This is a genomic window from Pseudobacteriovorax antillogorgiicola (assembly GCF_900177345.1).
Taxonomy (GTDB): Bacteria; Bdellovibrionota_B; Oligoflexia; order Oligoflexales; family Oligoflexaceae; genus Pseudobacteriovorax; species Pseudobacteriovorax antillogorgiicola.
Window position 1 is genome coordinate 103,123 of the sequence record NZ_FWZT01000023.1, and the last position, 14,053, is coordinate 117,175.

Genomic DNA, 14,053 nt, shown 5'->3' on the forward strand with positions numbered 1-14,053 from the left:
GGGTAAGACCATGACTAAATTCTTAGCTTTAGCCCTTTTGGTACTCGCCTCACCAGCTCTAGCTGAAATCTACCAAGGACGTCTGGCGATGCTTGGCTCGATGTACAATCGAAGACCATTCTTAAAAGATGATCAGGGCAAAGTTACCGCTATCTGTAAAGGCCATAACTCGAAGGTGCTCAAGAAACTTGTAAGCTTCGCGGTTCGTGTTGAGGCTATTAAAAAAAATGCTGAGACTCCTCACAAAGCCTGCCTTGATGTGAGTCGTATGGAGGTTACGGCATCTCCTGAAGGCAAACCCGTGCTACAAGGCTACCTAGAGCGAAATGGCGACCTGTATGGTGTTAAGATCAACCATAAGGATCTTGTGATCGTACGACCAGGAAAGAACGACTTAAGTGAACATCTAGGCAAAAAAGTCATTCTAGATACCATTCCCAAGTATCCGACTAAAGCTAAAAGACCTTACAAGGTGATCAAGAGTATTACTTTAGACACCATATTTCTCAATGAAAAGGAAACCCCATGATAAGAACGCTCATCTTAACCCTTAGTTTCAGCTTTCTAGCTGGAGCCGCTCAAGGTAAAACTCTATTTAAGTATAAGAAAAAAGAAATCAAGCCAGTTTTGGCAGAGTCTGTCAACAAGCTAAGCGATGGCAAGTATGAAATTAAACTCAAAGCCAATCAGCAGGTACAAGGTAAAGACCTTACACCTGAGCTGGTGAAGCAAAGCGTCGAAGGCAAGCTTAAAAAGTCTCTCAAAACTGAAGTGACCAAAGTAGACGACCGCACGGTTCACATCACCTTTGATGGTCAGGAGGAGACCTTCCTCAAGCGACTATCTAAAACTAGAATCAAAGCTCGAAAGAGCGTTTCCCTAGCACTAGATAGCAGCGTGTCCGATGGTGGTATCCGAGCAAAGACAGGCAAAGATCCAGCCAGCGATGATGAAATTAAAATCAAGGTTACCAAAGTCACAGCAGACCAAGTAGAAGGAATTGCCCTCGATATCGGGAAAAACTACAAGAGTCAGGTAAAAATGGGGCGAAAGCTCCGTATTAAGGCCAAAAATACTGATACTTTTGAAAAGGGCAAGCACGCCTTTATCAAGCCGAAAAAGGATGGAAAGGACTGGGTCCTGCCTTAGCCCAAACGGAGAATAGAGTGTTCTCAACGCTCCCCTGTGATGTCATAGAGAGCTTCCTGCAAGCTCTCTATTTCTGCCCGCCCGGGCTGTAAAGCGATCTCGATATCGAAGCGCTCCACCAGCAATTGGAAAAGTTGCTCTTCCTCGTTCATGAATCGATCAATAATATCTTGGCGAGTCGTAACGAAGATCTTCTTCGATTTGGTACGGAGAGCAAATCTTTCTATATCCCGAGCCAAATCAAGCACCGCTGATTCAGTACTAAGGCAACGACCACTACCACCACAGTAATGACACTCAACAGTAAGTGCCCGTTCCAGCGACTCCCGCGTTCGTTTGCGAGTCATCTGCACAAGGCCTAATTCGTTAATGGCCAGTACATTGGTACGCGACTTATCCACTTTTAGAGCTTCTTCGAGCCGCTCATTCACCTGCTGCTGATCTTCATAAAGTTCCATATCAATGAAATCGATAATAATGATACCGCCTAGGTTCCGTACCCTCAGCTGGTGAACGATTTCGTCGACGGACTCCAGATTGGTCTTTAAGATCGTTTCTCGGGCGTTATGGGAGCCAACATATTTACCGGTATTCACATCGAACGATGTGAGTGCCTCGGTTTGATCGATTACAAGATAGCCCCCTGAGGGTAGCCAAACCTTACGAGACAATGCTTTGGCAATATCAATCTCTAAGCTGTAGTGATCAAAAATTGGGGTTTCTGACTCGTGGAGCTTCAGTTTGTCATCGGCCCCTGGAATCACCCCCTGAAGGAAGTGACTCAATTGTGAATGCGCCTGGCTATCATCAACCACAATTTCAGACACATCCTCAGAGTAGAGATCACGCGTTGTCTTCAAGATAATGTCAGGTTCTTGATATAGGAGCGCTGGTGCGCCTCGCCTTCCCATAAGATCTTTAACGTTGTTCCAGACACGAAGCAAATAGTCCAAGTCTTTTTTGAGGTTTTCAGGTTGCGCCTCTGCCGCTGCCGTTCTAACAATGAGCCCCATATTTTCTGGTCTGATGGCTTCAACATCCCGCTCAAGTCGATCTCGCAGCTCAGAATCTTCGATCCGCCGCGAAATCCCCACATTGTCAAAGTCAGGCATCAGAACCAGATACCGGCCTGGAATGGTTATCAGCATGGTGACCCGAGGACCTTTGGTCCCCAGGGGCTCCTTCGCCACCTGAACCATGATCTCATCCCCCTCCTTCAAAATTTTTTCGATGGGGGTCTTGTTTGAGTTGCTTCTTGGATCAACATCCTTGCCATTGTTGAGCTTGAGATTATTGAGGTACTCTTCATCGACAACATCGCCTCCATATAGGAAAGCAGATCGATCTGAACCGATATTGACAAAGGCTGACTGCATACCCGGCAGCACACGACTCACCTTCGCCTTGTAGATGTTGCCCACCATTCCTAGACTTGATTGTCGCTCAACGTATAGCTCAGCGGCTCGATCCTGCTCCATTAAAGCAATTCGAGTTTCAGAGACGTTGACATTGATCACGAGCTTTTTATCCACTTATTTTCGTCCTTTTTTCAATTTCGTCTTTGATGCGGTCACTCGCTCCAGTCATTCTGTTTACATGTTCCACTAGCTGTTCGAAGCGATCACCGACATCAATCGAGAGAGACTGCCACCAGTCAGTCAGTTCCTTAGAATTTGTAACTACTTTGGCAAGTTGTTCGCTGACAAGAGCTTCAGCCTCCTTACTGGTATGATACAGAGGTCCGAAACAAAGATACAGGCCTCGTACAGCAGGTTCGAGTACATTATGTACACGATGATGCATGGCTCCACCTACCATGGCTAGCTCGGCGCAACCATATAGCTCCGGCAGCACCCCGATCACATCGACAAGAATACCATCATGATGTGAGGCCAGTTGATCCAATTGGGTAAATTTGCAGAGCTGGATATCACAAGCTTTGGCCTGAGACTCAACCCACGCAAGCATGTCTGACGATATATCATGTGGGGCCACAATAAGCCGCCATTGTTGGGTTTTCCCACATTTTTTAAAGCTATCAAACCCCAGCTGCACATCCTTATGCCAAGCACTGCCTAGAATAAAGCAATTTCGTCTTGGCCAGCTCTGGTTGAGGCGTCCTTGAATGTCACTCAACTTGGCTTGTCGTTCTTCGGCTCGCTCTCGGACCCGATCGTACTTAGTATCACCTGTCACCACAATCTGCTCTCTGCTGGCGCCTAAGGTTTCTAAGAAGAAGTCCTGATCCCGAGATCCCACCACAAAAATTCTATCAATCCCTGCAATCAATCGCCGCTTAACCAGTCGAACCAAACGATTGCGACTGACTCTGGGACTTTCCACACCATTAACCAGGTATACAGGACCGTAGCTCTTGGCTTGATAGAGGAAGTTCGGCCACAATTCGTAGCGGACGACAATGGTGAACTGCGGCTCGATAGCCTTCAAGAGCAAGCGCCAGGCAAAGTAATCATCCCAAGGAGCCTTACAAAAGAGACGCGACTCTCCTTGACTCTTAGCAAATGTGACACCACTTTCCGAAAAAAATATCAAGACAGGCAAGAGGTCTGGATGATCCGCCTCGAAACGCTTGACTAAGGGTAGAGCCTGCTCGTATTCACCAGCAGAGCTGGCGAATACTAGGAAGGTTCGACGCCCGTGACACTGTTCCCTGAGTACCTCCCTCTCAGATTTAGATAAAAAGCGCCCCAAACACTGGGCCCGCAACGAAGCTACCCGCACTCCGAGCCAGGATATCAGCCTGCCAAGAGGTGTCATTACGCATGAGTATAGAAATATGAGAAGTGGTTCCATAACTTACAACCAGTGATAGGGCTATTTCGGCAATTGTGAATCTTGAAGATTCGGCTGAATCACATCATAGACGTGAGACGCGATATCTGCGGCAGGGAGAAGGCTAAAGCACAACTTATCACCAAAGCGGCAATCAGCTTTGCCATGTTTCGAGCACGGCCTGCACCCCAATGGGGCGGAAAATGCACGGCTACTAGCTTGCCAAGGAGGAAAACCAAACGCCTCGACAGTAGGTCCAAACAAGACTGCACTAGGAACGTCCAAGGCCTCACCGATATGACACAAAGAGGAGTCATTACTCAAGATGATCGAGCACTCCTTGATGGCAAGGGCTGACTCCCATAAGGATAGCTTACCAGCCAGGTTTAAAACAGGGGCCTTCCAACGCAGCTTATCCACAATCGTCAACGCCCGACCGCGATCATCCTCATTGCCAACAAAGAGCAAACCTAAGGACTTCTCAGCAAGCCCATCGGACTCCAAATGATGGCGTAGGTAATTCAAGATATCGACAAACAAGTCCTCTGGTGCCCGTTTTGCCTCGTGAGACGCTCCTGGCGCTATAGCAATCCAATGGCCAAACTTCAGTTCCTTTTGCCAGGGTCTTTGGCCATCGTCATGAGATGTGGGCAACTTGGGACGAGCTTGGTAGGACTTGATTCCATCGTACAACTCCACAGGCAGATGGGACCGCAACGCGAGTCGGAGAGCTGTACTCATCATGTCATACTGATATTTTTCAGCCTTTTGGTAATCTGTAGGCAAGGAGTTCCGACGGCCACGGAGCCGGGCTGCCACAACCATTTGCCCGCGTTTAAGGCTCTTTTTATGGCAGTTAAATATCTGAATACCATAAGTTTTCTGGATAGATCGACAAATCGCACGAGAGCGAATACTCATCTGTAAGTCTACGACTAAGTGAACTCCCTTGACGGCTTCTACCACCTCTTCCACATAGTTTGATTGCTCCGGGTTGACCTCCACAGTCTTCACTCCGGGATAGGCTGATGCGATCAGCTGCAAGGATGGGCTCCGGCCAATCCAAGTCAATTCTACTGGTGCGGACAGAGAGCCCAATAGGTCGATACAGGCGGTCGCTAACACCACATCACCAATGCTTGTGCTTCGAAAAATCGCTACTTTTACTGCTGGCGGAGTTGGTGATGGATTTAACAACGACGTCTCCTCGCTGAAAGTTCCAGGAATTAAGATCTGTCACCCTATCAAAACCCGATCAGATCTTATACTCATATATTAAAGGGAGTTCATTATCATAAGGCAATATTTTCCTCACCACTGTGATTGATACGCCACAAGGTCCTGGTAAGATATTAGAGAAGGTATCGCATTCTCAGCATCGGGACCGTTCTTTTGGCTACAAAAAATAACCAAAAACCAAATCGTCAGCGGTTTCTCAACATCATCTACTTTGTAGACTCTAACAAAACCAAGACGTTCAAGTTCAGTCTGAACAAGAGCTACATTGTCATGGGCGCATTAATCTTCACAGTACTGTGGTCATTGATCAGCACCATACTACTCATTAACAGCTATGACAGATCATCACTTCAAAGCCAGAGGGTCCGCTCGCTTCTTGCAACTATATTCAACTACCAAACGCGCTACGACAAAGTATATGAGAAAACCTATCCAAACGATGGCAGCCTTCCTCGCCCCCTTCCCCAATTGAGCGACTATGACAAGAAACAAGCCCTAGCTGATAGCGATAGTAACTCATCGGACAGTTCTGATCAGGACGTGAGCGACAACGATGCTTCCATGGCTCTCGCTGCCAAAACCACAATGCAAGATGACGATAACGACATCGGCGATGAAGAGATCGATGAACTGGATACCGAGGAATCTGCCATGGAGGTCTCTGACAGTAGCGATGACACAGCTACTGATGGAAACGATAAGCCTCCTGTAAAGTTAGACAAGTATCGACTTACCCAGAGAGGACAAAAACTCTCTCTCGAATTTGCAATCAAAAACTTGGTTCGTCCTCAAAAAGCCAACGGCTACGTTATTGGATTTGCCAAATTTATTGGGATTGACGGTACAACAACCACAGTTTCGTCACCAGGTAACATCAAAGAAGGACAGAAAATCAACAAATGGAAGCTGCCCCGGAGCAATCGCTTCAGCATCCGCTACTACACGAAAAAAAATCTAGTCTTTGATCTGCCTGACAAAAGAGGCGGAACCTTTGAATCCATCAAAATAATTGTCGGTGGAAAGAACAACGAACCCTTAGAATTCATGTATAATATTAAAGGTAGCGAAGGTGCATTCGCACCAGCCCTTGGAACTATACCGAACAATAGCAATGATTCTTCATCTGGAAATTCTGAAACGCCGTCTCAGGGGACTTAGCCTTGTCTTCCCGGTCTTTCTTTGCCATTGCACATCGACTCCAAAAACAACTCCACCTGTCGCTTCCAAAACGATCCCTTTCGACAGTAGCGACTGGCTCTCAGAAAATATTCCTGAAACTATTCCTTTCGACACGAAAATCTTACCTGTTTTCCAAGTCAGCCGCCGCTTTGCAGAACTCCGCCAAGGCCCAGGTTTAGAGTTTCCCTTGCTTGATAAACCACTCAAGCAAGGTGAGCTAGCAATCCGACTCTATCGATTTCAATATTGGTATAAAGTCGTCTCCCCGGAGTCTGGTGCCAAGGGTTGGGTTCATAGAAAAACTCTTTCCAAAGCAAAAGGTGTAAAAAAACACATCAAACTTTCGTCTCAAGCCCTTCCAAACGTTTTCGTTAGCAAGCCGGGGGCCGCACTCTATGACTACCAATCTAAGAAAAAAATCGATGTATCTTTACCAGCTGGCTATCGGTTTAAAGCTCTTAACCATAAAGGACCGTTCGTACTTATATATTTACCCAAAACCCATTCTGTGGCTTGGATCAAACGGGGGCATATTCGATGAAGTTTCTCATAACAATCGGTTTTACATTAATTCTCAGCTCGTGTCGCACAACGATCTCGGGTTATGTCGTAAGCCCTGAAGGCAAACCTATCAAAGCTGAACGAGGCAAGGTAAATGTGTCGCGATTGGATCAAAAAGGTTTTTCTGAAATTGTGGACTTTGGTAGCGATGGCTTTTTTGAGACTCAAGAGGAGATTCAGCCTGGCCAATATCTCATCGAGCCTCTGATTCCCGGCTACCAATCGAACTCCTTAACCGTTGATATCACCGAGGATAGGCAGGTAGAGATTCAGGCAGTCGCTCTTCCCCCTAAGCGTTCAAAGGCCATCGAGGCCTACAACGGCATCACCGTTGATCAAGGATCTGGCGGAGCCATTATCAATCCCCCTAGGCTTTGAACTTGTATATGAGGACGCACCATGACGTATAAATCCATTTATTCCCTGACAATACTGATCCTAATCAGTTCATGTAAGAAAACATCAGTCCCCATTAACGTCACCATTAGGGCTGTTAACGAGCGTAAAAAACCGATTACCAATGCCCAAGTATATGTAAACAAATCCTTTGAAGGCCGCAGCAATTCCCAAGGATATTTGGTCTTTCAAAAAGAATTCGAACCTGGTGAACGAGTTTTCTTCGAAGTTCGCAAAGAAAGTAAAAACCTCTATTACGCTCCTTACTACGAAAATCTGGTTCTATCGGAAGATAAAAAAGATCTCAGCATCAAAGCCATTCTTTATTCGGTACCTAAGCCAGGGATTGAGAAATCAGATGAAGACTCATCTGAACCTCTCTCTTCTGAAGACAATCCATCTACTCAAGAAGATATTTCTGACGAGAACCTAGTTGCGACCGATCCAGAAAGCTCGCTCCAAGTTACTGACAGGCCTGAAAATCAGGAGAAATCGTCAGATCTCGCTAGTGAGCAAACTATTGAAAGTCTAGAGAAACAAGACCCTAAGAGGGAATCCCCCGAATTAAGCATCGCTACCCCAGTCATAGCAAATGAAGAGGCTGGTTCTGAGAAAAAGGCTCTGCCTGACACTGAGATTCTAGCTCCAGCATCAAACTTAGCAACCACAAGCCCTCCCGTGCTTACCTTCTATGTTAGAGGCAAAGGTGAACCAGTTTCACAGGCTCATATCTTCTATGGCCTCAAAAAACGCGGCCAACTCAAGGAGGCTTGCATCACCAATAAAATGGGGCGCTGCCAGCTACGTGGCGGGTTTGAACCTGGGGTTCAATACTCGTACCTCGTTCGCAAACGAGACTATATTAGCTCTCTTGGTGAGACGACTTTCGACAACAACGGTAAAATTCACCGTGATTTGAAGCCAGGCCATAGTATTGATGTTTTTGCTCTCACAAACCACTATAGTTATCGACGCGGTCTAACTAAGGTCACTATCACTATTGACAAGAAAAAAGTTGGTGAAACCGATGAGTTTGGCTTCTTTTCAACAACCTATCGTGGCAAACGAGGAGATTTAATCGAAATTGGCCTTAAGACTCGTCAGCACCTCCCTCAAGACTTTGAAACAGACTATATTGTGGGTGGCAACGTTTCCCTCGTAAAATACTTTAGCCCGATAAGCCCGGAACCAGTTCGCATAGCAACTATGCCAGCCCAGATTGCTGGACGACTGCAAGGCAAGACTCTATCAACGTTCACAGGTAATCTTGATCAACATCTCAAGTCGTCTTTAAAACGCCATTTCTTCAACTCAGCCTCATTCGCCGCGGTAAATAACGAACTGATGCTAAAAAAAACCGATACAAGTAAAATGCTACGTAAGATTCGAGGAGGTTGGAATGACGATGAAGCAAAGTCAGAAATAGATGCAGTACTGCTACCAACTGTAGTTGTTCATAGCCCGATGACTCTCGAATTATCACTTATCGATAGCTCAGGAACTGTACTTGCCGCGGGCAAAGAAAGTTTTGACAGCTTCAGTGATCGCAAGGCAATCCAAAAATCTGTTGAAATGCTGAGTAAAAAGATTCTACGACGTTTCCCATTTGAAGGTAGTATTACCGATGAGTCCGAAGGATTATTTACTATCAACCTCGGTTTTGGCGAAGGGCACTCGGTTAAACCGGGAGACAAATTTGATGTCTATGGTCTCCAGTCCGACCTAAAAGGCCAGAAGAAGCGTCATGCCCGTATCGGTAGCCTTGAAGCGACACAAGTTCGAGAATATAGCAGTCGCGCCAAAGTCTTGCATACCGAAGCACGGTCCATCATCGATATTGGTGATCAAGTGGTTTTTCGAAGGCATCAAGGGGAATCTGGAAACAAAATGACCTTCGCCGTTACCGATCCTGATCAAAATCGCGACCTTTCTCAAGCTAATATCTATTTCCAAGGCGAGTGGATCGGAGCAACCGATGAAGACGGCCGCCTTCTCAGCAGCAATCACAAAACAGGACGAGGATTGCTAAAGGTCATCAAGCATGGTTATGAAACCTTTCAGAAAGAAACCAAACTGGGGCGCACAGGCAAAGTTGAGATCCCTTTGAAGCGGGTGAGCGCATATCTTCGCATCGACACCGAACCTCAAAACTTAAGCGTGTTTATCGATAAGAAGTTTGTTGGAAAAACTCCCTTTGAGAAACCTGTGGCCGTACCCAGCGGCTTCGTCAAGCTCGAAATACTAGGAGAAGGAGGGCTCAAAAACTTCAAACAGGTTCTTGAGCTTGAAGAAGGCACGCTCGACCTTACAGGTGATCGAAAAATCACCATGGAGAAGGACTTTAGAAGTAAGGCAACCCAGCATGTGAACAGCGGTAGATTTCAGGAGGCCGTGCAACTTCTTGAAGAGGTTCCCCCACAACACTCTGACTATCTTCATGCCCAGCATCAGGCGGGCGTGATCTATATGACCCTACTCAATCAAGCAGCCAAAGCCGCTGCTGCCTTTCATCGCGTCACAAACCACCCAGAAGTAAAGTCTTATCGAGACAAGCGCTTCATCGGAAGCCACATCAATGAAGGAGTATCACTCTATCTAACAGGACAAAGCCTCCTCAAGGAGGGCAACGAAGACGCTGCTGCTCCACACTTTCGCAAAGCCATCGAGGTTCTAACCCAGGCTGAACCTCATATTCGCTTTATCAAGAAGGTCGACTACCAACAAGCATTCGACAATCTGTTCTACTATACTGCTATCAGTCACCAAGAACTTTGGTCTCTTACCCAGGAAACTCAGCATTTACAAGGCGCAGAAACCCACTGGCGACAACTACTCGCCAACCGTCAACCTGAAGAGAGCAAAACCCCTATGATCAAGAATGCCAATGTCTATCTAAAACAGCTTGAGGTCGCTCTCAACAGAACTAAGAGACAAAACCTATGAGTCGATGCTTAGCCATCTTTGTGGCAATAGCGGGATGGGGACTTTCATCTTGCTCCAGCTTGCCTGACAATTGGTTCGCAGAAAAAGCCTTCGAAGCAAAGGACGGCTCCTATTTCCCCGATTTTTTGCTCCAATTTTTCCCAAGGAGTGATTCTTTTCAAAAGCGTTTTCCAACAATATCTCAGGCAAGGCGTGGTATCCGACTAATCCAGGTAAAACCTCTCGTTACAGAAAAAAATAGACAAAATGAGTCAAACCTGAGTTGGTCTCGCAATGGGCAATATCTTAGCTATGAAACAAGCAATGATCGGCACCGATCGATCTATATTCGTGAACTTACTGGACGATTTCATCAGAATCTCACCGTCCAGAGAAAAAGACAGAGATCGTTTCTTGATGGAATCATTGCATCTCGCATCCAATCCTACAACTCTGGACTTACCTGGTCACCCACCGAGCAGCAGTATGCCTTCATGTCCAATGGCGGAGTGGGAGAGTACAATATCTATGTGGGCTCTGTGGAGAATAGTCCCGAAGTTGTGGCTCAAAGCCCAAGCAAGGACGGCTATGCAACCTGGGGCCCATTTCAAGACGAAATTGCGTTTGTAAGTTCTCGTTCTGGTAATGGAGACATCTACCTCTTGCAGCTTAAAGATCAGAATGTGCAACGAATCAGCGATAGCCCAAACACCGAACTATTTCCGGAATGGCTTCCAAAGGGCAAGGGCATCGTATACACGAGCGGCCCATCAAGCTCTCATCAAATCGTAGTCAGACGCCGTGACCAAAAAGGTTGGGGACGCACCCAAATGCTGACCCAATGGCCGAACGATAACTTAAGACCCAAGGTATCACCCTCAGGAGAGTGGGTCGCGTTCTATGGTAGCCAAAACAGCCACTGGAATATCTACGTTCTACCACTAGGTGGTGAGACTAGTCACGAAACGAGCATGAATCGCTATGTAATAGCAGAAGACGTAGTCGTAGACCTCAATACTGGGCCAGCTTGGTCCCCTGATAGCTCTAAGATTTTCTTTGTCAAGCGAGACCCAAGCCGATTCAATCCAATTTATGCCTACGATTTAAGGGTCGGCAAGGCCTATCACATCAATACCAAAACTAAGATGAATCGCGACATGATGATGTCATCTCTTGGGGTGTTAAGTTTTCGAGCTCAGGTAGGGGCCTGGGATCGCGTTTATGTAGCTCTCACAAATCTAGGCCATCAAATCCAAGGCCGACGCAGATTAGCTAGTATTAGGAGCAGAAGCAAACACATTGTCCATTCTCACCGCATTAGCCATGAAAGGGTGAATCTGTGAAATCCTATATTTTGAGCCTCGGACTCATTGCGCTATCTTCAACATCTCTCGGTGTAGAATCGACTCGCATGGTCTATGGGGAGAACACCAAACTACAAGCCTTCGATCCCTACACCAGCCACGAATCAGCTGGTCACCGGCTGGCTGACCTCTTATTCGATTCGTTAGTAACAACAGGCCCTGGAGGAACTTACGAACCTCACCTAGCCAAGTCTTGGACCATTGAGAATGATGGAAGCGCAATTCATGTTGTTTTAAAAGAAAAGGTTTTTTGGCATAAAGAAGGCAAGGAACCTCTAAAGCCTCTTAACGCCGCAGATATTGCCACTACATTACGCTTAATCAAGAGCCCCAACAGCGAAATCCCCAACGCAGAGCGATTTCAGGTGCTCAAAAGAGTTGAGGTCCTTTCCAATCACCGGGTGAGAATTCACTTCCACCGCGCCTTAGCTCAACCCCTTAAGTTTCTTATGTTTAAGGTCCTCCCCAACCACAAGTTAGAAAGCACCAAAAGCCTCACTAGGGATCACTCTTTCAACCGCACGCCAATAGGCACAGGGCCTTTCGCCTTTGTTAAGAGCACACCTCAGGGAGAAATCCAGCTAAAAAGAAACCCTTTCTACTTCAAAGAGCTCCCGAGCATTACAGAAGTTATTATGAAGCCCTTTGTGGACAACAGTATCATGACGCAATCCTTGCTCTACAGTTCTTTGGATCTTGTCACCTATATCAGCCCTAGAGATGTCAAGGAAGTCGGTGGCGATCGTAACCTTGATCTAGTTCCCTACGATGCGCAAAATTTCTCGTTTGTTGCGATGAACATGAACCATCCCCAGTTAAAAGATAAGCGCATCCGCCAAGCCATCAACTATAGTATCGATCGCAGAGAAATGCTCGACGCATTCTTTCAAGGCAAGGGACACCTCATTACGGGGCCCTTCGCCCCTACGTCTTGGGCATATAACTTGAACGTACCTGGATATAGATTTAACCAAGATCGAGCCCGTGAGCTGCTCAAGCAAGCTGGTTTTGAGGATCGTGATAACAATGGTTTTGTGGAAGACACAAAAGGACAGGAAATTCAGCTGACCTTTGCTGTTCCATTGGCTGGGGAAAGCGAGATGACCAAGCGCATTGTGCTGGCCTATCAAAACTACTTGCAGGTAATCGGGATCAAAGTAGAACTCAAATTTTTGGAGTGGACAGTATGGAAAGCCAAAGTCCTAGGTGAGCATGACTTCGACCTTACCATAGCCTCCTGGGACTTTGATGATTCATCCAACATCACCAGTCTCTTTCATAGCCAAAGTGCACGAGCCTGGGGCAACAACTTCGTGTCGTTCCAAAATCCAAGAGTGGATAGCATGCTTGCGGAGGCCAGCAGCACCAATGACTTTGACAAACGCCAAGCCATCTATAAAAAGCTTCACAGCATTATATCTGAAGAATCACCTTACACCTTTCTCTGGACTTTAAAGCATCATGCTGGGCACCAACGAAAGCTGCTTGGAGTTCGGATCGAGCCGTTTTCATTCTTTAAATATGTAGCCCAGTGGCAGGTGAGCAACCATGGACAAAAATAAGGGTAAAGAACAAAAATCGGCAAGCCCTGAGGAAAAAAAGCAAAGTAAGATCGAGGACTACCTTACCGGCCCTCGTCGCAAACGGAAAAACTATGTAATCTTTGCTCTAGGTGACAACTTCGATATGGACTTGGCTCAAGCTATGGAGCAGTTCGTTAAGAAAACCTATAGCACCTTATCCACTTCCATGCCCCAGAGCCCCCAAGAGCTATCTCGCCAATTCGGAAGGAATATCTCCCTGCTCGTGATTGATGATGAGTTCGATGACATCCATGTGGTTCTTGGGCTGGTGAAAGCTCTCAAAGAGAAGCGTCGCAACGAGTTGATCCCCGTTCTATTCCTAACTCGAAACGCTCCCGAGTTGGTCAACCTTTATCACAAAGAACTTCTACTTTACCATGAGACGGACGAATACATCGTCTACACCGGCATGGCCCGAACGCGAATTTTCAACCGTATCAAAACTGGTGTTGAGGATCAGAACCGCCGCCGTAGTCGCCGCTACAATGTGTTTATTCCAGTCTCTTTTTTCCTGCTTTCAAAAGATCTTATGATCGAAGGGCACATCATCGACCTCAGTCTCCATGGGGCCGTATTGGAGTCAGATGCTGAAATCATTTTCCGAGTCGGTGATCAGGTGAAGCTATCCATTCCAGTCAGCGACCATCTGGACCACCACCACGGCGACTTTATAAAGGTATCAGCGAAGGTAAGACGGGTATTCATATCGGGCACAAAGGTCTCCGTATCCTTTGAATACGTGACTGATAACCAGAACCACCTGCTCACACAGTTTCTCACTAGTGTGGTGGGTCGGCAGCTCAATCGCCAAGCCCTGCGGGTACGCAGCGCTCTTGCCGCCCAACACAAGCACGAGACCTGAGCTTG

At 46.7% G+C, this 14,053-nt stretch carries 12 protein-coding genes; 9 read left to right on the top strand and 3 right to left on the bottom strand.

The window, feature by feature from the left end; translation table 11 throughout:
• Positions 1-10 precede the first annotated feature (10 nt).
• Both B9N89_RS24585 and B9N89_RS24590 read left to right on the top strand, forming a co-directional pair.
• A complete protein-coding gene (locus B9N89_RS24585; protein ID WP_132323709.1) occupies positions 11-529 on the top strand; it encodes a hypothetical protein in 519 nt (172 codons plus the stop codon).
• Positions 526-1,149, top strand: a complete 624-nt coding sequence (locus B9N89_RS24590; protein WP_132323711.1) for a hypothetical protein — start codon at positions 526-528, stop codon at positions 1,147-1,149. The genes B9N89_RS24585 and B9N89_RS24590 overlap by 4 nt, the downstream gene beginning before the upstream one ends.
• A 23-nt stretch (positions 1,150-1,172) precedes the next feature.
• Here B9N89_RS24590 and B9N89_RS24595 read toward each other — a convergent pair whose 3' ends face one another.
• Genes B9N89_RS24595 through B9N89_RS24605 form a run of 3 tightly spaced genes read right to left on the bottom strand, consistent with a single transcriptional unit; the run spans position 1,173 to position 5,139 of the window.
• On the bottom strand, positions 1,173-2,681 hold the full coding sequence (locus tag B9N89_RS24595; protein ID WP_132323713.1) for an Rne/Rng family ribonuclease: 1,509 nt from the start codon (positions 2,679-2,681) through the stop codon (positions 1,173-1,175).
• Positions 2,674-3,963: a 3-deoxy-D-manno-octulosonic acid transferase gene (locus B9N89_RS24600; protein ID WP_132323715.1), complete on the bottom strand. Its 1,290-nt coding sequence runs from the start codon at positions 3,961-3,963 to the stop codon at positions 2,674-2,676. Before B9N89_RS24600 ends, B9N89_RS24595 begins: the two co-directional genes overlap by 8 nt.
• 21 nt (positions 3,964-3,984) lie before the next feature.
• Positions 3,985-5,139: a glycosyltransferase family 9 protein gene (locus tag B9N89_RS24605; RefSeq protein WP_132323717.1), complete on the bottom strand. Its 1,155-nt coding sequence runs from the start codon at positions 5,137-5,139 to the stop codon at positions 3,985-3,987.
• Between the two features lie 195 nt (positions 5,140-5,334).
• Between B9N89_RS24605 and B9N89_RS24610 the strand changes: the two genes are divergently transcribed.
• The 7 genes from B9N89_RS24610 to B9N89_RS24640 are packed head-to-tail and all read left to right on the top strand — an operon-like array spanning position 5,335 to position 14,048.
• Positions 5,335-6,339 (top strand): hypothetical protein, encoded by a 1,005-nt coding sequence (locus tag B9N89_RS24610; protein WP_132323719.1) that lies wholly within the window; start codon positions 5,335-5,337, stop codon positions 6,337-6,339.
• On the top strand, positions 6,293-6,901 hold the full coding sequence (locus tag B9N89_RS24615; protein ID WP_132323721.1) for an SH3 domain-containing protein: 609 nt from the start codon (positions 6,293-6,295) through the stop codon (positions 6,899-6,901). The genes B9N89_RS24610 and B9N89_RS24615 overlap by 47 nt, the downstream gene beginning before the upstream one ends.
• On the top strand, positions 6,898-7,299 hold the full coding sequence (locus B9N89_RS24620) for a hypothetical protein (RefSeq protein ID WP_132323723.1): 402 nt from the start codon (positions 6,898-6,900) through the stop codon (positions 7,297-7,299). Before B9N89_RS24615 ends, B9N89_RS24620 begins: the two co-directional genes overlap by 4 nt.
• 21 nt (positions 7,300-7,320) lie before the next feature.
• Complete coding sequence (locus B9N89_RS24625) at positions 7,321-10,260, top strand: peptidase associated/transthyretin-like domain-containing protein (protein WP_132323725.1); 2,940 nt, start codon at positions 7,321-7,323, stop codon at positions 10,258-10,260.
• Complete coding sequence (locus tag B9N89_RS24630; RefSeq protein WP_132323727.1) at positions 10,257-11,582, top strand: TolB family protein; 1,326 nt, start codon at positions 10,257-10,259, stop codon at positions 11,580-11,582. The genes B9N89_RS24625 and B9N89_RS24630 overlap by 4 nt, the downstream gene beginning before the upstream one ends.
• Positions 11,579-13,165 (top strand): ABC transporter substrate-binding protein, encoded by a 1,587-nt coding sequence (locus tag B9N89_RS24635; RefSeq protein WP_132323729.1) that lies wholly within the window; start codon positions 11,579-11,581, stop codon positions 13,163-13,165. Before B9N89_RS24630 ends, B9N89_RS24635 begins: the two co-directional genes overlap by 4 nt.
• On the top strand, positions 13,152-14,048 hold the full coding sequence (locus B9N89_RS24640) for a PilZ domain-containing protein (protein ID WP_132323731.1): 897 nt from the start codon (positions 13,152-13,154) through the stop codon (positions 14,046-14,048). The genes B9N89_RS24635 and B9N89_RS24640 overlap by 14 nt, the downstream gene beginning before the upstream one ends.
• The last annotated feature ends 5 nt before the right edge of the window (positions 14,049-14,053 follow it).

Coding starts and splice junctions, on each gene's coding strand:
- B9N89_RS24585 (WP_132323709.1), top strand. CDS start 11: ATGACTAAATTCTTAGCTTTAGCCCTTTTGGTACTCGCCTCACCAGCT.
- B9N89_RS24590 (WP_132323711.1), top strand. CDS start 526: ATGATAAGAACGCTCATCTTAACCCTTAGTTTCAGCTTTCTAGCTGGA.
- B9N89_RS24600 (WP_132323715.1), bottom strand. CDS start 3,963: ATGGAACCACTTCTCATATTTCTATACTCATGCGTAATGACACCTCTT.
- B9N89_RS24615 (WP_132323721.1), top strand. CDS start 6,293: ATGATTCTTCATCTGGAAATTCTGAAACGCCGTCTCAGGGGACTTAGC.
- B9N89_RS24620 (WP_132323723.1), top strand. CDS start 6,898: ATGAAGTTTCTCATAACAATCGGTTTTACATTAATTCTCAGCTCGTGT.
- B9N89_RS24625 (WP_132323725.1), top strand. CDS start 7,321: ATGACGTATAAATCCATTTATTCCCTGACAATACTGATCCTAATCAGT.
- B9N89_RS24630 (WP_132323727.1), top strand. CDS start 10,257: ATGAGTCGATGCTTAGCCATCTTTGTGGCAATAGCGGGATGGGGACTT.
- B9N89_RS24640 (WP_132323731.1), top strand. CDS start 13,152: ATGGACAAAAATAAGGGTAAAGAACAAAAATCGGCAAGCCCTGAGGAA.